Origin of the sequence: Klebsiella sp. HMSC25G12, assembly GCF_001807705.1 — a bacterium.
GTDB classification, from domain to species: domain Bacteria; phylum Pseudomonadota; class Gammaproteobacteria; order Enterobacterales; family Enterobacteriaceae; genus Klebsiella; species Klebsiella variicola.
In genome coordinates this window covers 135,205-153,538 of the sequence record NZ_KV789804.1, presented here as the reverse complement: position 1 = coordinate 153,538, position 18,334 = coordinate 135,205, and the positions used below count along the sequence as shown (strand labels likewise).

General features: G+C 57.9%; 14 protein-coding genes. 3 read left to right on the top strand and 11 right to left on the bottom strand.

All coding sequences use genetic code 11. The annotated features are described in order from the left end of the window. Nucleotides 1-5 precede the first annotated feature (5 nt). From mglA to folE, 5 genes are all read right to left on the bottom strand, one after another. Nucleotides 6-1,526, bottom strand: coding sequence for a galactose/methyl galactoside ABC transporter ATP-binding protein MglA (gene mglA, locus HMPREF3096_RS03290; protein ID WP_008804029.1), 1,521 nt, complete (start codon nucleotides 1,524-1,526; stop codon nucleotides 6-8). A gap of 118 nt (nucleotides 1,527-1,644) precedes the next feature. After that, complete coding sequence (gene mglB, locus HMPREF3096_RS03285) at nucleotides 1,645-2,643, bottom strand: galactose/glucose ABC transporter substrate-binding protein MglB (RefSeq protein ID WP_008804028.1); 999 nt, start codon at nucleotides 2,641-2,643, stop codon at nucleotides 1,645-1,647. 296 nt (nucleotides 2,644-2,939) lie between these two features. Beyond that, nucleotides 2,940-3,962 (bottom strand): HTH-type transcriptional regulator GalS, encoded by a 1,023-nt coding sequence (gene galS, locus HMPREF3096_RS03280; RefSeq protein WP_012967553.1) that lies wholly within the window; start codon nucleotides 3,960-3,962, stop codon nucleotides 2,940-2,942. A 155-nt stretch (nucleotides 3,963-4,117) separates the two neighbouring features. After that, nucleotides 4,118-5,275, bottom strand: coding sequence for a DUF418 domain-containing protein YeiB (yeiB, locus tag HMPREF3096_RS03275; RefSeq protein ID WP_008804026.1), 1,158 nt, complete (start codon nucleotides 5,273-5,275; stop codon nucleotides 4,118-4,120). 15 nt (nucleotides 5,276-5,290) lie between these two features. Then, nucleotides 5,291-5,959, bottom strand: a complete 669-nt coding sequence (folE, locus tag HMPREF3096_RS03270; RefSeq protein WP_008804025.1) for a GTP cyclohydrolase I FolE — start codon at nucleotides 5,957-5,959, stop codon at nucleotides 5,291-5,293. A gap of 360 nt (nucleotides 5,960-6,319) precedes the next feature. Between folE and fghA the strand changes: the two genes are divergently transcribed. Then, nucleotides 6,320-7,153 (top strand): S-formylglutathione hydrolase, encoded by an 834-nt coding sequence (fghA, locus tag HMPREF3096_RS03265; RefSeq protein ID WP_008804024.1) that lies wholly within the window; start codon nucleotides 6,320-6,322, stop codon nucleotides 7,151-7,153. 70 nt (nucleotides 7,154-7,223) lie between these two features. Here fghA and cirA read toward each other — a convergent pair whose 3' ends face one another. From cirA to yieE, 3 genes are all read right to left on the bottom strand, one after another. Next, nucleotides 7,224-9,197, bottom strand: a complete 1,974-nt coding sequence (gene cirA, locus HMPREF3096_RS03260; RefSeq protein ID WP_016161549.1) for a catecholate siderophore receptor CirA — start codon at nucleotides 9,195-9,197, stop codon at nucleotides 7,224-7,226. A gap of 295 nt (nucleotides 9,198-9,492) precedes the next feature. After that, a complete protein-coding gene (locus tag HMPREF3096_RS03255) occupies nucleotides 9,493-10,962 on the bottom strand; it encodes an amino acid permease (RefSeq protein WP_008804022.1) in 1,470 nt (489 codons plus the stop codon). Nucleotides 10,963-11,138: 176 nt separating this feature from the next. Further along, complete coding sequence (gene yieE / locus HMPREF3096_RS03250; protein ID WP_008804021.1) at nucleotides 11,139-12,005, bottom strand: DNA-binding transcriptional regulator YeiE; 867 nt, start codon at nucleotides 12,003-12,005, stop codon at nucleotides 11,139-11,141. Between the two features lie 265 nt (nucleotides 12,006-12,270). Between yieE and HMPREF3096_RS03245 the strand changes: the two genes are divergently transcribed. Both HMPREF3096_RS03245 and nfo read left to right on the top strand, forming a co-directional pair. After that, entirely contained in the window at nucleotides 12,271-13,320 is a 1,050-nt protein-coding gene (locus HMPREF3096_RS03245) for a YeiH family protein (protein ID WP_002912935.1), read from the top strand. Between the two features lie 71 nt (nucleotides 13,321-13,391). Further along, nucleotides 13,392-14,246, top strand: coding sequence for a deoxyribonuclease IV (gene nfo / locus HMPREF3096_RS03240; protein ID WP_012967549.1), 855 nt, complete (start codon nucleotides 13,392-13,394; stop codon nucleotides 14,244-14,246). Between the two features lie 51 nt (nucleotides 14,247-14,297). Here nfo and fruA read toward each other — a convergent pair whose 3' ends face one another. The 3 genes from fruA to fruB are packed head-to-tail and all read right to left on the bottom strand — an operon-like array spanning nucleotide 14,298 to nucleotide 18,078. Beyond that, complete coding sequence (gene fruA / locus HMPREF3096_RS03235; protein WP_012541027.1) at nucleotides 14,298-15,992, bottom strand: PTS fructose transporter subunit IIBC; 1,695 nt, start codon at nucleotides 15,990-15,992, stop codon at nucleotides 14,298-14,300. A 16-nt stretch (nucleotides 15,993-16,008) separates the two neighbouring features. After that, nucleotides 16,009-16,947 carry a 1-phosphofructokinase gene (fruK, locus tag HMPREF3096_RS03230; RefSeq protein ID WP_004103928.1) on the bottom strand — a complete coding sequence of 313 codons (939 nt, stop codon included), beginning with the start codon at nucleotides 16,945-16,947 and terminating at the stop codon, nucleotides 16,009-16,011. Further along, a complete protein-coding gene (fruB, locus tag HMPREF3096_RS03225; protein ID WP_008804018.1) occupies nucleotides 16,948-18,078 on the bottom strand; it encodes a fused PTS fructose transporter subunit IIA/HPr protein in 1,131 nt (376 codons plus the stop codon). It lies immediately after the preceding gene. Nucleotides 18,079-18,334 lie beyond the last annotated feature (256 nt).

Genomic DNA, 18,334 nt, shown 5'->3' with positions numbered 1-18,334 from the left:
TGATCTTAAAGGTGCAATGACGCAAGACGCAGTATTTCGTTTTGCGTGGTGGTTTTAGTCTCTACAATGCCCGCGACAAGGCCATTGCTCATCACCAGAATGCGGTCGGTAATCCCCAGCAGTTCCGGCATTTCGGAAGAAATAATAATGATCCCTTTGTCTTTTTTAGCCAGCTCGGCAATCAGCTGGTAGATCTCGAATTTGGCGCCGACGTCGATACCGCGCGTTGGCTCATCCAGCATCAGGATCTCCGGCTGGGTCAGCAGCCAGCGGCCTATAATGACCTTTTGCTGGTTACCACCGGAAAGCGAACCGATCTGCGTATGCTGGCCGGGGGTTTTAACGCGCATCGAGTCAATAACCCACTGGGTGTCGCTCTTCATTCGCGAGTTATCCAGCAAGCCGATGCTGTTTTTATATTTCTTAATATTGGAGATCAGCGAGTTAAAACCGATATCCAGATAGGCATAAATCCCGGTGGAGCGCCGCTCCTCGGTCACCAGTGCAAAACCGTGGTTAATCGCCTCGTTGGCGCTGTGGTTGTTGATCTTCTTACCGTGCAGGGTGATGGTGCCGCTGGCCTTCTCACGGATCCCGAACAGGGTCTCCACGATGTCGGTGCGTTTAGCGCCTACCAGGCCGGCGATACCGAGAATTTCGCCCTTATGCAGATCAAAGGAGACATCGCGAATGGAGGGTTGACGCAGCGAGGTGAGATTGCGCACCTGGAGGATCACTTCTCCCGGGGTATTTTCGCGATCCGGAAAACGCTGGTTGAGCGAGCGCCCGACCATCATGGCGATAATCTTGTCCATATCCAGCCCTTCCAGCGGCTGGGTGGCGATCCACTGGCCGTCGCGCAGGATGGTTATTTCATCGCACAGCTGGAAAATTTCTTCCATTTTATGCGAGATATAGACGATACCGCAGCCGCGATCTTTCAGCTTGCGGATGATCTTAAACAGATGGTTGACCTCTTTTTCCGTCAGCGATGACGTCGGCTCGTCCATGATGACGATTTTGGCGTCATAGGAAAACGCCTTAGCGATCTCAATCATCTGCATCTGGGATACCGATAAGGTACCGACGCGGGCACGCGGGTCGATATCAATATCCAGCTCATCAAAAATGGCCTTGGTATCCCGGTACATTTTGTCCTGATCGACAAACATGCCTTTGGTGGGATAGCGTCCGAGCCACATGTTATCCATGACTGAACGCTGTAAAACCAGGTTTAATTCCTGATGCACCATCGATATACCGTTTTCCAGGGCTTCTTTCGCCGAATGGAAATCGATCTCTTTTCCCTGAAAAAGAATGCTACCGGAATCTTTTTGATAGATCCCAAAAAGGCATTTTAATAATGTCGATTTGCCGGCGCCGTTCTCACCCATTAACGCATGAATGGAGTGCGGACGAACCTTCAGGTTGACATTATCAAGAGCCTTGACGCCAGGAAACGATTTGTTGATGTTGGTCATTTCCAACAAATATTCGCCTGACCGTTCGCTATTATTGCTGACCATAGTTATACCTGGCTGCGTTCATGCACGCCCCGTCCGGCGCAATTACGCCAGCAGGAGTCTGGTTCTGTATCAGGAATAATCGGGCGTGGTTAAACCACGCCCGCAACTCACATCACGATTACTTGCCGGTAAACTGGCTCAGGTTGTCTTTATCGACGCCCACGTACGGTACGCGAACAATCTTGTTGTCAATTTTCCAGTTGGTGCCCGCCGCGGCTTCTTTACCTTCCGCGAGGTTTTTCGCCAGATCGAAGGTCGCTTTCGCCTGGTTGTTGGCATCGTTCAGCACGGTACCGGCCATCGCGCCGGATTTCACCAGCGCCAGCGCTTCTGGCAGGGCATCGACGCCAAACACCGGAATGCTGCTCTTGTTGTGCGCTTTCAGCGCTTCAACCGCGCCCATCGCCATGGCATCGTTGTTCGCGATCACTACTTCAATCTTGTTCGCATTCGGGCCGGAGAGCCAGGCGTCCATTTTGTCTTTCGCCTGCGCGGTATCCCACATGGCGGTATCCAGTTGCAGCTGCTGGGTCTTCAGACCTTTATCATTCAGCTCTTTGATAACGTAGGTGGTACGCGCTTCCGCATCCGGATGGCCCGGCTCGCCTTTCAGCAGGACGAACTGGATCTGACCGTCTTTATTCAGATCCCAGTTCGGGTTGGCTTTCCAGTGCTTGGCGATCAGATCGCCCTGAATAATCCCGGACTCTTTCGAATCGGTACCGACGTAATAAGCTTTGTCATAACTATCCAGCGCTTTGCGGGAAGGCTCTTTGTTGAAGAACACCACCGGAATATTCTGCCCGCGCGCTTTTTCAATCACCGTTCCCGCTGCCGCCGGGTCAACCAGGTTAATCGCCAGCGCCTTCACGCCTTTCGCCAACAGCACGTCAATCTGATCGTTTTGCTTCGACTGGTCGTTCTGCGAGTCATTCATCAGCAGCTGGACGTCAGGCGCGGATTTGCCATCTTTTTCAATCGCCTTACGCACCACCGACATAAAGTTGTCGTCATATTTATAAATCGTCACGCCGATACGGGTATCTGCTGCGTGTGCGGCGGCGCCAAATAACAGACCAGCCATTACAGCAGACAGGGTAAACACCTTCTTATTCATGGAATCTCCGGTTTTATTATGCAGGGTCATTATTGTGAAAAAGTGCGGGCGGGGTTTGTTGCATTAGTGTTACCGCACAACGCATTTCACGACGAAAATTCGGTCTTCCGTGTCGGGTAACGCTCCAGAAAGATACGGCTCTAAAACTCGTTTAACGCCTTGTTCCTACTTAAAAAAGTGAGGATAACCCATCACCTCGTGGTTCAGACTGGTAAACGCTGCCATCATAATCAGGCGAATGTTAATATACTGTGAATTTACTCACAAATTGAAAGCGGTTACATCCCATCACCGCTTCAGTTAGTGATCGGCCCCACAGTTTGCCGCTGGGCAACGGAATGACGGCGCACCAGCGTCGGCATAAAGCAGTGCGTTGCCTCGCGATCCAGCTTGCCGGCCGCCCCCAGCAGCGCCAGCTCGGTGGCCAGCTTTGCCATCGACATTACCGGATAGCGCACGGTAGTGAGTTGAGGATCGGTGTAACGGGAAATAGGAATATCATCAAAGCCAATTAGCGACAGATGCTGCGGCACGACAATGCCGTTGTCCTTCAGGGTCGTCAGCGCGCCGGCCGCCATGCTGTCGTTATAGGCGAATACCGCGGTGAGACCGAGATTACGCCCCAGCAGTTCGACCATCGCCGCCTCGCCGCCCTGCATATCCGGGGAGCCAGAACCGACCCAGCTGTCCGGGGCGATGATGCCCTGCTCCTGCAGCGCTTTGCTCCACCCTTCCCGGCGCATATCGTCATCTTCAATGCCGTGGTTTGAGGAGAGATAGCCGATGCGCTGGTGACCGTGATTGAGCAGCATGCGGGTGGCCATCAGCGCGCCGCTGACGTTGTCGAGCCCGACGCAGCGATGGGCAAAGCCTGGCACAATGCGGTTGATCAGCACCATTCCCGGGATATGTTGCATAAAGTCGCTCAGTTCATCATCGCTGAGCGCTTTCGAATGGACAATCAGCGCCGAGCAGCGCTGGCGGATCAGCACCTCGATGGCGTGGCGCTCTTTTTCCGCCTCGTGATAGCTGTTGCCGATCAGCACATACTTCTGATGCTGCTGGGCGACGGTATCCACCGCTTTCACCAGCGCGCCGAAGAAGGCGTCGGAGACGTCCATCACCACCACGCCGATGGTATCGCTCACCTGGGTGGCCAGCGCCTGGGCGTTGGCGTTGGGTCGGTAGCCCAGTTGGGTCACCGCTTTCATCACGGCGTCGCGCGTATCCGGACTCACCAGCGCGCTGTTGTTCAGCACCCGCGACACGGTGGCCACGGATACACCCGCCTGGCGGGCGACATCACGAATGGTGATCATACTCAGCGACCTTAAGAGAATTACAGCACGTCACATTCACCTCCTGTGCTCAGCAAGGAGGCTATTCTGGCAGCGACCCGCGGTCCGCTACGTGAGTGAGGTCACACGGCTGGAAACGTTTACATCCGTTTTGTTAATGATTGTGATCGAGATCGTTATCTGGATGTGTCTTTCAATGATGTGCCTGACGCACGCAGGGTTAACTGACGCCACAGCCATTCCACCGGCCCCTGGCGGAAGCGGCGCAGCCACAGCGATGAGACAAGGAGGTTAACGGCCCAGATGGGGGGAACAAAGGCCAGCAGCTGCAGACGATCGAAGCGCATAAACAGCCCGAGATGATAAAACAGGGTGGTGCAGATCAGGGTCTGCAACAGGTAGTTGGTCAGCGCCATGCGTCCGACGCAGGCGATAGCGCCCACCAGGCGGAAACGGCACAGCTGCGGCCAGTAGCCCCAGGCCAGCGAGGCATAGCCGATCGCCTGTAAGGGGGCGCTCAGTTCGCGCGGCGCCTGCAGCAAAAACGCGCACCAGCGATAGTCCCAGGCCAGATACCACTGGGCGAATATTGCCGGCAGATTTACCGCCATGCCGGCAACCACCAGCAGGGCACCCGTGCGCCGGTAGTGACGCAGACTGAACTGCCCTTTGAGCCAGCCGCTGCGCATTAGCGCCGCGCCCATCAGCATCATCCCCGCCAGCTGCCAGCCATACTGGGCGCCCAGCGCCAGCAGATTGTCCGATAGCATATCCGCCCGGTTGCTGACCGCCTCCATGCCGCCGTGCAGCTTCCAGTACTGCTCATACTGCAGGTTCGCCGCATCCGGCACCCAGGAGCGATTCGCCGCCGTCCCGGAGATGACTCCCAGCAGGACCAGCACCGCAATGCCGATGAGGTAGAGCACCACCCCGGTATTGAACAGCGATTTGACATGGTGCGCCTCACGCACCATGCGCCAGCTCACCAGCCCCACCAGGGCGTAGGCCAGCAGAATGTCGCCATCCCAGAAAAAAAGACCGTGAATGAAACCGAGCAGCGCCAGCAGCGTCAGCCGCGACTGGATCCAGCGCTTCCCTCGCGGGAGCAATAGCTGCAGACCGGCGCCAAACAGCAACGCGAACAGGGTGAGAAACTTCACCTGCGCCAGCAGGTCGAGGAGTGCCCACGTCCAGGCATCGCTGAGGGTCGCGCTTCCTGACCAGGCGGGATTGAGGTAAGCGGCCTTCGGCAAGCCGAAGGCGCTGATATTGAGAAGCAGGATACCGAGGATGGCGACGCCGCGGACAAAGTCCAGCGTGACATTTCTCTCCATGTACCCTGCTCCGTTTTAGTTGTGGTGACGTACTGCGCGCAGGAATTCCTGGCGGGTATTCTGGCTGGATTTAAACAGGCCGCCGAGAGAGGTGGTGGTGGTGGCGCTGGTCGCATCGCGAATGCCGCGCGCCTTCACGCAGTAATGCACCGCGTCAATGGATACCGCCACGTTGCTGGTGCCGAGCAGCGTCTGCAGCGCGATCAGGATCTGCTGGGTCAGACGCTCCTGGACCTGCGGACGCTGAGCGAAAAACTGCACGATGCGGTTGATTTTCGACAGCCCGATCACCGCATCTTTCGGGATATAGGCTACTGTCGCTTTACCATCGATGGTGACGAAATGGTGTTCGCAGGTGCTGGTCAGGGTGATATCGCGCACGGTCACCATTTCATCAACCTTCATTTTGTTTTCAATGACGGTGATTTTTGGGAAGCGGGAGTAATCCAGCCCGGAGAAGATCTCATCGACATACATTTTGGCGATGCGATGCGGGGTCTCCATCAGACTGTCATCACTCAGATCCAGATTCAGCAGTTGCATAATCTCGGTCATATGACCGGTAATCAAACGCTTGCGTGTTTCGTTATCAATTTCTTGTACTGGCGCACGCATCGGCGTCTCCAGCCCACGAGCGACCAGCGCTTCATGAACGAGGACGGCTTCTTTACTCAGTGATGACATTTGGGTTTCTCCTGCAGGTGTGGCGCTCTTTGCTTTTTCTGGGGGCAAAGTTTGTATTCATTGTGCGTGAGGTGGCGCACAGAATCCAGTAGCCGTAACGATAATTATTGAAATTGGCGCAGCCTTTTATTAGGGCCTGAAGCCGCGCCTCAGGCGCGGCGCCAAATCCTTATCGCCGAATCCGGAATGATCTAACCGCTGTACGCATCCATAAGCGCCATCGCTACACCGGTATGTTGGCTATAAGTTGCATTAATGATGCAGTAAGTTCTCAAAAGGAGAAAGTGAAAGTTACTCACCGGCTAATGAAATATCTGTATTATGAACGTTTACGCGCACCCCCCTTTCGAGGAGCCTTGCATGGAACTGCTTGAAGAGCATCGCTGTTTTGACGGTCGGCAACAACGCTGGCGTCATCACTCCCCTGTCCTGAACTGCGCCATGACGTTCAGCATTTTTTTACCGCCTGAGCGCGAAACGCCGCCGCCGGTACTGTACTGGCTGTCCGGGCTGACCTGTAACGACGAAAACTTTACCACCAAGGCGGGCGCCCAGCGCATTGCCGCTGAGCTGGGCATCGCGCTGGTGATGCCGGATACCAGCCCACGCGGTGATGAGGTCGCCAACGATGATGGATACGATCTGGGGCAAGGCGCCGGCTTCTACCTGAATGCCACCGAGGCGCCGTGGGCAGCGCACTATCGGATGTATGATTATCTGCGCGATGAACTGCCCGCGCTGATCCGTAGCGAGTTTAGCGTCGGCGAACGCTGCGCCATCAGCGGCCATTCGATGGGCGGTCACGGCGCGCTGGTAATGGCGCTCAAAAATCCGGGCCGCTACGCCAGCGTCTCCGCCTTTGCGCCGATCGTCAATCCCGGCCAGGTGCCGTGGGGCAAGAAAGCGTTTACCGCCTATCTGGGCGCGGATGAATCGACATGGCAGTCGTGGGACAGCTGCGCGCTGATGCAGGCCAGCCAGCCGGCTGACGCCGTGCCGACGCTGATCGACCAGGGCGATAACGATCCGTTCCTCGCCGGGCAATTACAGCCGGCCGTACTGGCGGAAACCGCCCGCCAGAAGGCCTGGCCGTTAACGCTGCGTATCCAGCCTGGCTACGACCACAGCTATTACTTCATTGCCTCGTTTATTGAAGACCATCTGCGCTTCCATGCGCAGCATCTCTTTGCCTAAACGCCACTGCGCCGCGAAGCAGCTTCGCGGCGCATGCTCAGGCCCGCAGGCCACGTTTTAGTGCCGACGATCAGAAGCGATAATCCACCGCCATAAAGTAGCGACGGCCCTCTTCGGTATAGCTGTAGTCGTCCCGGCTCAGATCTTTATCACCCACGTTCTGCACCCCGGAGCGCAGTTTCACGTTTTTGGTCACCTGCCATGCCGCGCCAACGTCAAACAGGGTGTAGCCGCCCGGCGTTTTGCCGGTGGCGCTTACCGCGCGTTGCTGGCCGGTATAGTTGGCCGTCACGTAGAAGGACCAGTCGTCCAGCGGTTTCCAGTCAAGCGTGCCGTTGGCGGTATGGAACGGCAGCGTCTGCAGCGGTTTGTCGCCGCCATTGCTCAGATCGCGGCCATCGTTATAGGTGTAGTTCATCGTCAGCTTCCACTCATCGCCAAACGGGATCTTCACCTCCGTCTCCACCCCTTTGATGCGGGCTTTGTTGACGTTGAAATAGCGGAAGATCGGCACGCGCTTGCCGTTGACGGTTTTCCAGCCGACAAAGTTCGGGTAGCCCGGCGCTTCGCTGGCGCTGGAGGTGCGCAGAACATCGATCATATCGTCGACATTATTCTGGAAGGTGGTGATGCTGCCTTCAACATCCTGCAGCCAGCCCTCTTCCCCACGGTAGTAGAGACCGAGCTCGAAACTTTCACTGGTTTCCGGTTTCAGGTCCGGGTTACCGATGATGCTGCACGACCCGCGGCAGGAGTTGGTGGTCCAGTCGGGGTTAAGCTGCAGCAGCGACGGGGCTTTAAACGCCGTCGCCCAGCCGCCTTTGACGGTGACGGTATCGGTGGCGTTATACACCAGATAGGCACGTGGGCTCCAGTGATCGCCATAGGTCTGATGGTCGTCCATACGAATGCCGGTGGTCAGCGCCAGCGGCTCGATGATGCGCCATTCGTCTTCGATAAACAGGGCGTACTGACTGGCGGAGGTCGACTGGCCGCCACTGCTCAGGTTGACCGGATCTTTGAGTTTATCGTGGCGCCATTCGCCGCCGAAGGTCACCAGCTGGTTAATCATGTCCAGCGGCAGGACATACTTGCCGTCGATGGCATTGCTTTCCGAGGTGATGGTCCCGTTCTGCCCCGGATTTTTGTTATCCACCTTTTCGCCGTAGAACTTGAGCTCGCTGTTACCCATATCCCAGCGGCCATTATGGCTCAGGGAGTAGTTCTCACGCTCAAGGCGGTTGCGGTCAAGGGAATCGGAATCACGATCCTGACGGTCAAAGCCATAGCCCGCCGTAAAATCATGGTTTTCGCCCGGCGTCCAGGCGAATTCAACATTGCCATCGCGGCTGGTGAAGCCCTCGATGCGCGGCGTCTCGCCGGTGGCGCTGCTGGAAGACTGCGGATCGTCCTTAGCGCGTTTTGCCAGGCTGCCGTAGGCCTTCATCCCGAGCACGCCGTCGATCAGCGGACCGCTGGTGAAGAACTGACCGTTCCAGGTATCGCCGCGATCGCGGTGTTCCTGAATGGTGGTATCGGCGCTCAGCGTCCCGGTCCATTTCTGGCCGATTTTTTTGGTAATAATGTTGACCACGCCGCCGAGCGCATCGGAACCGTAAAGGGAGGACATCGGGCCGCGCACCACCTCGATACGTTCGATGGCATCCACCGGGATCCAGTTCAGGTCGAAGTCATTGTGGCGGAAGACGGCGTTGCGGGAGTTGACGCGTTTCCCGTCGACGAGGATCAGGGTATAGCTGCTGCTCAGACCGCGAATGCTGACGCCCTTGCGGTTATCCCCTTCGTTAGTGAGCTGGACCCCAGGGACATCGCGCAGTACGTCTTTCAGGTTCTGGACGGGCTTACGTTGTAAATCCTGCTGGGTGATGACGCTGATGCTCGCCGGCGCGTCTTTGACGCTCTGTTCAGTGGCCGAGGCGGTCACCACCAGCGTTTCTTCATTTACATCGGCGAGAGCCGGAAACGCCAATGATACGACGGACGCAGACAATCCCGCCCGGATAAAAGGGTTTAACCTGAACATTCCAAATCTCCATGAGGTGTACAACCAAACAAAAAGGTGCTGCTCACACGCGCTGGCGGCCTGTCGCTCTGTCGGCGGCATGCTCGCGCTGTTTTCTCGTCGATGTGGCTGGTCGCCCGATGTCAGTCTGACCCAATGGCAGAGACGGGGAGTGGCTTCATCCGTAATGGGCGAAAATGATAAAGATAATGATTACGATTATCAATATAATTATGAAGAATTGTGTCAAGCTGTAACCGTGCGGACATAAAAAAAGCCCTCTTTTCAGAGGGCTTTTATCGCACAATTGCGAAGATTAACGCTTAAAGCGGTCCGGGAAGGTCATTTCGCTGTAGCGAACAAAGCGGGTGCCTTTCGCCAGCTTGTAACCAAACCAGATGACGAGGAACAGCGGAATACCGATGTAGGTCGCCGCCACGCCGCCCCAGTCAATGGTGTCCTTGAGGAACGCTTCGTAGTTCTGTCCGAGGGTGATGATCAGGCACAGCACGAAAGCGAAGATCGGCCCCAGCGGGAAGAACCCGGAACGATACGGCAGATTATTAATATCGTTACCCTGCATGACGTAGCCACGACGGAAACGATAGTGGCTGATCGCAATCCCCAGCCAGGCGATAAAGCCGGTCATCCCGGAGGTGTTCAGCAGCCACAGGTACACCGTCTGGTTGCCGAACATGGACGTCAGGAAGCACAGCGCCGCGATAACAGTGGTCGCGTACAGCGCGTTGCGCGGCACGCCGCCACGCGACAGCTTCGAGAAAATACGCGGCGCTTTGCCGTCGCAGGCCAGGGTGTACAGCATACGCGTGGAAGCGTACATCCCGGAGTTACCGGCCGACAGAACGGCAGTCAGAATAACCGCGTTCATGATCGCCGCCGCCGACAGCAGACCAGCATGCTGGAAGACCAGCGTGAACGGGCTGACGGAGATATCCTTCACATCGTTGCGCAGCAGGCTCGGGTCGGTGTACGGAATGATCAGGCTGATAATCAGAATGGCGAAAACGTAGAACAGCAGGATACGCCAGAAGACCTGGCGCACCGCGCGCGGGATGTTCTTCTCCGGATCCTCAGACTCACCGGCCGCGATGCCGATAAGCTCAGTGCCCTGGAAGGAGAAGCCGACAATCATCGCCACGCCGATCATCGCCGAGAAACCACCGGCGAATGGCGCATCCGCGATCCCCCAGTTGCTCCAGCCAGTGGGCTGCGACCCTTTGAAGATGCCGACAATCATCATCACGCCGACAATAATAAAGATAATGACGGTGGCGACTTTGATCAGCGAGAACCAGTATTCCGCCTCGCCAAAGCCGCGCACCGAGATCCAGTTCAGCAGGAACATAATGCCAAGGAACAAGGCGCTCCAGATCCAGCCCGGGGTATCAGGGAACCAGTAGCTCATCACCAGTTGCGAAGCCACGAGGTCAACGGCGATCGTCACCGCCCAGTTGTACCAGTAGTTCCAGCCCAGCGCGAAGCCGAAGCCTTCTTCAACATAATTCTGGCCGTAGGTGGCGAAGGAACCGGACACCGGCATAAACGCCGCCAGCTCGCCCAGGCTGGTCATCAGGAAATAGACCATCAAACCGATCAGAATATAAGACAGCAGCGCCCCGCCGGGACCTGCTTGCGAAATGGTTGCGCCAGAGGCAACAAAAAGACCCGTACCGATGGAACCGCCAATGGCGATCATGGTCAAGTGGCGCGCCTTCAGTTCACGACGTAGCGTGGGCGCTTCTGTGGTTTTAGTTTCCGAAACCATGTGATAATGCTATCCATCCAAAAAATGAGGCGCGATTGTAGCAGACGATCGGGGTTCCATCCGGTACAAATGCAAAGTTATAAGAGAGCTTCATGATCGCCCGCAAATTATTAGTAAAGCACTAACCTGCGGAATTGCCAGCGAATTCCCCCGTTATGAGGCGTAAAAACCGGGTGCTACACCTGGCAATATTGCAGAAAACGTTGTAATGCTTTGGAAATATGCTTCTGCCGATGATGGATGCGCCACAGCGTGCGCGTCAGCCGGGGCAATGGCACTTTCAGCTCCGCCAGCGTGCCCGAGGCCAGCTGTTCGGCAATCACCCGGCGCGATAAACAGCTGATGCCCAAGCCATGCCGGACGGCGTGCTTGATCGCCTCCGAATTGCCCAGCTCCATGCCCATATGAAACGCCGGCAGATGCGACAGCAGTACATAATCGACAATCTCCCGGGTACCGGACCCATGCTCGCGCAGGATCCACGGCGCCTCAGCCAGTTGCTGCAGGGTCACCTCCCCCGCCAGCAGCGGCGAATCAGGCGCAGCAAACACCACCAGCTCATCTTCCAGCCACGGCTCGGCAATGATGTCGGCGGCATGGCACGGCCCCTCAATCAGACCGAAATCCACCCGCAGGTCGGCGACGGCGTTGATCACATCCAGGCTGTTGCCGACGCTCAATTCCACCGGCAGTTCCGGGAAGTCATGGCGATAACGGGCGATGATCTCCGGCATAATATAGTTGCCGATGGTGCTGCTGGCGTAGACCCGGATCGCCCCGTTATCGCCGCGAAACAGCTGTTCGATCTCCAGCGCCCGCTCCAGCAGCGCCAGCGCACGCGGGTACAGCAGCCGTCCGTGCTCATTCACCACCAGTCGTTTACCGACGCGGTCAAACAGCTGCACGCCGAGCTGCCCTTCCAGATCGGTCAGCGCGGCGCTGACCGCAGATTGCGAAAGCGCCAGCATCTGTGACGCCTGAGTGGTTGACCCACTCTTATGGACTTCGGCGAACACTTCCAGCTGCCGCAGCGTAATATGCATAACCCACCCGTTTAGTAATCCAACCTGAATAACCTTCCTTACTATGGTGACACAAATCGAGGCGGCTGAAGGAAGGAAAATCCGCTTATGTCACAAAATCATCGTCTTGCCGGGAAACCACCCCGCTTTCGCCGCATCGCTCCCCTGCCCCCTTGTCAGCGACGATGCGGTCCTTAACCACTTATTACGATTGATTATAAACATATAATCAATTTTATATTTAACCGCGCGCGGCGTAACCTTTAGGCAGACAAAGGAGAAGGTTATGACAGCACTCACTTTACCCACCAAACATCGTTCCCTGTGGCATTTTGTCCCAGGCCTGGCGCTGACCGCCGCGCTGACCGGCGCCGCCCTGTGGGCCGGGAGTTTCCCGGCCATCGCCGGCGCAGGCTTTAGCGCCCTGACCCTCGCTATCCTGTTCGGGATGGTCGTCGGCAACACGGTCTACCCGAAAATCTGGCAGCCCTGCGACGGCGGGGTGATCTTCGCCAAGCAGCACCTGCTGCGCCTGGGGATCATCCTCTACGGCTTCCGCCTGACGTTCGCCCAGATTGCCGACGTCGGCGTGAGCGGTATTTTGATTGACGTTCTGACGCTCTCCAGTACCTTTTTCATCGCCTGCTTCCTTGGCCAGAAAGTGTTTGGTCTCGACAAACACACCAGCTGGCTGATCGGCGCCGGCAGCAGCATCTGCGGCGCGGCGGCTGTGCTCGCCACCGAACCGGTGGTCAAAGCCGAAGCCAGTAAAGTGACGGTCGCCGTCGCCACGGTGGTTATCTTCGGTACCATCGCCATCTTCCTCTACCCGGCGATGTACCCGCTGCTGGCGCACTGGTTTACTCCGGAGACCTACGGGATCTATATGGGTTCCACCATGCATGAAGTGGCGCAGGTGGTTGCCGCCGGCCATGCGGTCAGCCCGGACGCCGAGAACGCGGCGGTTATCGCCAAAATGCTGCGCGTCATGATGCTGGCTCCGTTCCTGCTGTTCCTGGCGGCGCGTGTTAAACAGCTGACCCCGGCAGGCAACGGCGAGAAAAGCAAAATCACCATTCCATGGTTCGCGATTATGTTCATCCTGGTGGCGGTGTTTAACTCCTTCCATCTGCTGCCGAAAGCCGTGGTGGATATGCTGGTGACGCTGGATACCGTTCTGCTGGCGATGGCAATGGCCGCCCTCGGGGTTACCACTCACGTCAGCGCGCTGAAAAAAGCCGGGGCGAAACCGCTGCTGATGGCGCTGATGCTGTTCGTCTGGTTGATTGTCGGCGGCGGGGTCATTAACGTCGCTATCCACAGCCTGATGGCATAAAGCACTACATCTTTCTCCAGTTAAGCCGCTATCATTACCCACCCCCCAGCGGCTTTAACTGGAGTTTTTTTATGAAATACGTAGGAGCGCACGTGAGCGCCTCAGGTGGACTGGCCAATGCCGCCATTCGCGCCGCCGAAATCGAAGCAACCGCCTTCGCCCTCTTCACCAAAAACCAGCGCCAGTGGCGCGCCGCGCCGCTCAGCGACGAAACCATCGCCGAATTCAAAGCCGCCTGCGAAAAGTATCACTTTGGCCCCGGGCAGATCCTGCCGCACGACAGCTACCTGATTAACCTCGGCCATCCGGTGGAAGAGGCGCTGGAAAAATCCCGTGATGCCTTCATTGATGAGATGACCCGCTGCCAGCAGCTGGGGCTGACGCTGCTCAACTTCCACCCCGGCAGTCATCTGCAGCAGATCCCGGAGGAGGCGTGCCTGGCGCGCATCGCCGAATCGATCAATATCGCGCTGGCGAAGACCGAAGGCGTTACTGCGGTTATCGAAAATACCGCCGGCCAGGGCAGCAACCTCGGCTTTAAGTTCGAGCACCTCGCGGCGATTATCGACGGCGTGGAAGATAAATCCCGCGTCGGCGTCTGCATCGATACCTGCCACGCGTTCGCCGCCGGCTATGACCTGCGCAGCGCCGAAGCCTGCGAGAAGACCTTTGCCGACTTCGAGCGTATCGTCGGCTTCCAGTATCTGCGCGGCATGCACCTGAATGATGCCAAGAGTACGTTTGGCAGCCGCGTTGACCGTCACCATAGCCTTGGCGAAGGCAACATTGGCCACGACTGCTTCCGCTGGATCATGCAGGACAGCCGCTTCGACGGCATTCCACTGATTCTGGAAACCATCAACCCGGATATCTGGGCGGAAGAGATTGCCTGGCTGCGGGCGCAGCAGATCGCCGAAGTGGCGTAAAACAGAGACAAAAAAGGGCCGAACAATCGGCCCTTTTTTATTACGGTAAGATTATGCCGCTTTTTCGACGTCCACTACCTGCGCTTCCGGGCGTTTCAGCACCGCGTAGGAGAGGCCCGCCACCAGCGTCCCGGCAACAATCGCCAGCAGGTAGCCCAGCACCGGCGTAATCGCTCCCGGGATCAGCAGGACAAACAGACCGCCGTGCGGCGCCATCAGTTTCGCGCCAATCGCCATCGAGATTGCGCCGGTTACCGCGCCGCCGACGATGCAGCAAGGCAGCACGCGCATCGGGTCACGGGCGGCAAAAGGAATTGCCCCTTCAGAGATAAAGCACAGGCCGAGAACCAACGCGGCTTTCCCCCCTTCACGCTGCCCTTTGTCGAACTTATTGCGGGCAACCAGCGTCGCGATACCCATCGCCAGCGGAGGCACCATACCGGCCGCCATGATCGCCGCCATCGGCGCGTAGGTCTGGGTACTCAGCAGGCCCACGCCAAAGGCATAAGCCGCTTTATTCACTGGCCCGCCCATGTCGGTACACATCATCGCGCCGAGGATTGCGCCTAACAGAACCGCGTTCGCGGTGCCCATGGTTTGCAGCCAGTGGGTCAGCCAGGCGAGAATACCGGCTACCGGTTTACCGATCAGGTAGATCATCGCCAGACCCACGATCAGGCTGGAGACCAGCGGAATGATCAGGATTGGCTTCAACGCTTCCATACTCTGCGGCAGTTTCAGCTTCGTGCTGATGGCTTTCGCCACGTAACCGGCAAGGAAACCAGCAATGATCCCGCCAATAAAGCCGGAGCCGCCGCTGACCGCCAGCATACCGCCGATAAGACCCGGGGTCAGGCCCGGACGGTCGGCAATGGAGAAGGCGATAAAGCCTGCCAGCACCGGTACCATCAGCGCGAAGGCCGAGCCGCCGCCGATCTGCATCAGCGCCGCCGCCAGGGTGTCTTTCACTTCAAACGCTTTGATCCCGAAGGCAAAGGAGAGCGCAATACACAGGCCCCCGGCCACCACCATCGGCAGCATGTAGGAGACGCCGGTCAGCAGGTGGCGGTAGGCGCCCGCCGACTCTTTTTTCCCTTCGCCAGCAGCCTGAGGTTTACCGGACGGCTGGTACGGTTTGGCTTCGGCCACCGCTTTATCCAGCTCCTGGGCGGTTTTCTTCAGCGCCAGACCGGTGGTGGTGCGATACATTGGCTTACCGGCGAATTTCGCCAGGTCCACCTCGATATCGGCAGCGACGATCACCAGATCCGCCTCGGCCACCTCTTCCGGGGTGATGGCATTGCCAGCCCCGACGGAGCCGCGGGTTTCCACCTTCACCCACCAGCCGCGTTTTTTGGCTTCGGTTTCGATGGCTTCTGCCGCCATAAAGGTATGAGCAACGCCGGTCGGGCAGGCCGTGACCGCGACAATACGTTTCGGTCCGCCGGTAGCCGCCGGGACTGCCGCAGCGGCAGGGGCCGCGTACGGCGTTGCGTGACCTTTGGCTTCGCTGAGGAACAGCTCCGGGTGCGCCACGGCGCGATTAATATCGCCGAGGTAGACCTGTTTGCCGTTCAGCGCGCTGTCGGTGGGCAGCGCCGCGCCCAGCACAATCACCAGTTCGGCGTCGTTCGGGTTATCAATCAGTTCAAGGTGCGCTTTAGGCGCTGCCGCTCCCAGCAGGGTTTTCGCCATATAGGCGCGCGCCTGTCCGAGTCCGGCATCAATAATCAGCAGCGTTTTCATTATGCCTCTCCTGCTGTCAATTAAAGGGTTGTAAGTCGACGCGCGCCATCATCGCGGCCAACTGGGTACGGTCGGTAATACCCACGTTGCTCTGGCTGACGGCCAGGGCAGCGACGGCAGTCGCCAGGCGCAGGGTATGCTCGCTGGATTCACGCATCAGCAGGCCGTAAATCAGGCCGCCAACCATCGAATCGCCGGCGCCGACGGTGCTGACCACTTCCACTGAAGGCGGTTTGGCAATCCACTCACCGGAGGCGTTCACCCACAGCGCGCCCTCTTCACCCAGGGAAATCACCACGTGGGCGATACCCTGCTCGCGCAGCGCATGGGCGGCTTCGATAACATCTTTCATCTCCGGCAGCTTACGCCCGGCCCAGATTTCCAGCTCGCGACGGTTCGGTTTCACCAGCCACGGCGCCGCTTTCAGTCCGGCAACCAGCGCTTCGCGGCTGCTGTCGAAAATAATGCATGGGCACTGGCTGCGCAGACGGGTCATCCAGTCGGTGAAGGCCTCCGGGCTGACGCCGGACGGCAGGCTGCCGCTGACGCAGACCATATCGAACTGCCCGAGCCAGCTCAGGGAGTCGTTGACGAAGCGTTCCCAGTCGCCCGGGGTGACTTCAAAGCCGGAGAAGTTGAAATCCGTCACTTCGCCATCTTTTTCCGTCAGCTTAACGTTGATGCGGGTCCGGCCCTGCACCACCTGGAAACGGTTGGCGATCCCCAGCTCGCTGAACAGCTGCTGAAAGCCATCCTGGTTGTCTTTGCCCAGGAAGCCGCCGACGGTGACATCAATGCCGAGATCTTTCAGCACTTTCGCCACGTTGATGCCTTTCCCGGCGGCATGCAGGCCGGTGGTGCGCACCAGGTTCACTTCACCGCGTTCAATCTCCGGGGTGAACCCCACCAGATCGTACGCCGGGTTTAACGTAATCGTTGCTACACGTCTGCTCATTTATGCGCCCTCCCCAAGGCCTGCGGCGATCGCTTCGCCAATCGCATCCAGCGCTTGTTGCGCATCCTCACCCTGCGCGGTGAAACGCAGACGGTGACCTTTTTTCACACCCAGCGCCACGACCTTCATCAGGCTGCGACCGTTGGCCGGCTTGCCGGAACCGTCGAGGTTGGTGACGGTGATGTCGCTGGAGAATTGTTTAATCGTATTGACCAGCATGGTGCCCGGTCGGGCATGCAGGCCGTGCTCATTGCGCACCACGAATTCGGCGCTCAGCACGTCTTCCGCAATGGCATCGTCGCTGGTCAGCAGCGCCAGCACGGTGGCGGCGTCGGCTTTCAGCAAACGGTCAGCTTTCTTATCCAGCAGCAGCTTGCTCAGGCGGTTCAGCACCGCAGTCGGCTGCTCATCGGCCATCGCCACCGTGACCAGCAGGGAAACCGGCTGATCGTCGCGGGTAAAGGCATTAGCCGCGCGGCTGACCGCTACGGCGCTGCGCAGATTGCCTTCCGCACTGTCGTTCAGCCAGACGCCCTGACCGAGGTTCAGCGGCGTATCGTTGATAGCGTGGCTTACGAATGCCGTGTCAGCGGCACCCACTTCTTTCAGTCGCGCCGCGTTCAGCGCCTGCAGGGTCAGCAGATCGCTGGCCGCCACGTCGAGGCTGAGGGTCTCGTTGTCCAGCTTCAGCGCTTCGCTCTGTTTTTCCCCCATCAGCAGCGCACGCAGCTCTTCCGCGGTGGTGGCGGACTGCAGCTGCGCGGCTACCGCGTCATCGCTTAGCACATGGGTCAGCTGACGCAGCAGGCCAAGGTGTTCATCTGAGCTGGCGGCAATCCCGATCGCCACATAGGCGGTCTGCCCTTCGCCCCAGGTGACGCCCTGCGGGAACTGAAATACCTGGACGCCGGTCTTCAGCACCTGGTCACGGGTGTCCGTCGTGCCGTGCGGGATCGCAATCCCGTTGCCGAGGAAGGTCGAGGTCTGCTGCTCGCGAGCCAGCATACCGTTCACGTAGCCATCAGCCACGTTGCCGGCGCTGACCAGCGCGGCGGCGACCTGCCGGATGGCCTCTTCTTTATTACCGGCCTGCTGGCCGGGATGAATATCCTGCACAGATAACTGGAACATGGTTCTCCTCTCCTGCTGAATTGAATCGTTTCAGCTAACTTGAGAAAAAAGGCGCCATCTGACGGGGAACGGATTGTCGAATGACGCTGAAACGTTTCAAGAATTTTGTACCTTTCTTGCTCAACGCGCAAGGTACGTCAGCGACTTGATTGCAGAACTTAGAGGTACTGCACACTTTTGCTGAAGCCTTTGCTATCGACCACCGCAAATGTCAGCTTTTTGCTGAACCTTATATTTTGAAACGCCTTTTTAATTA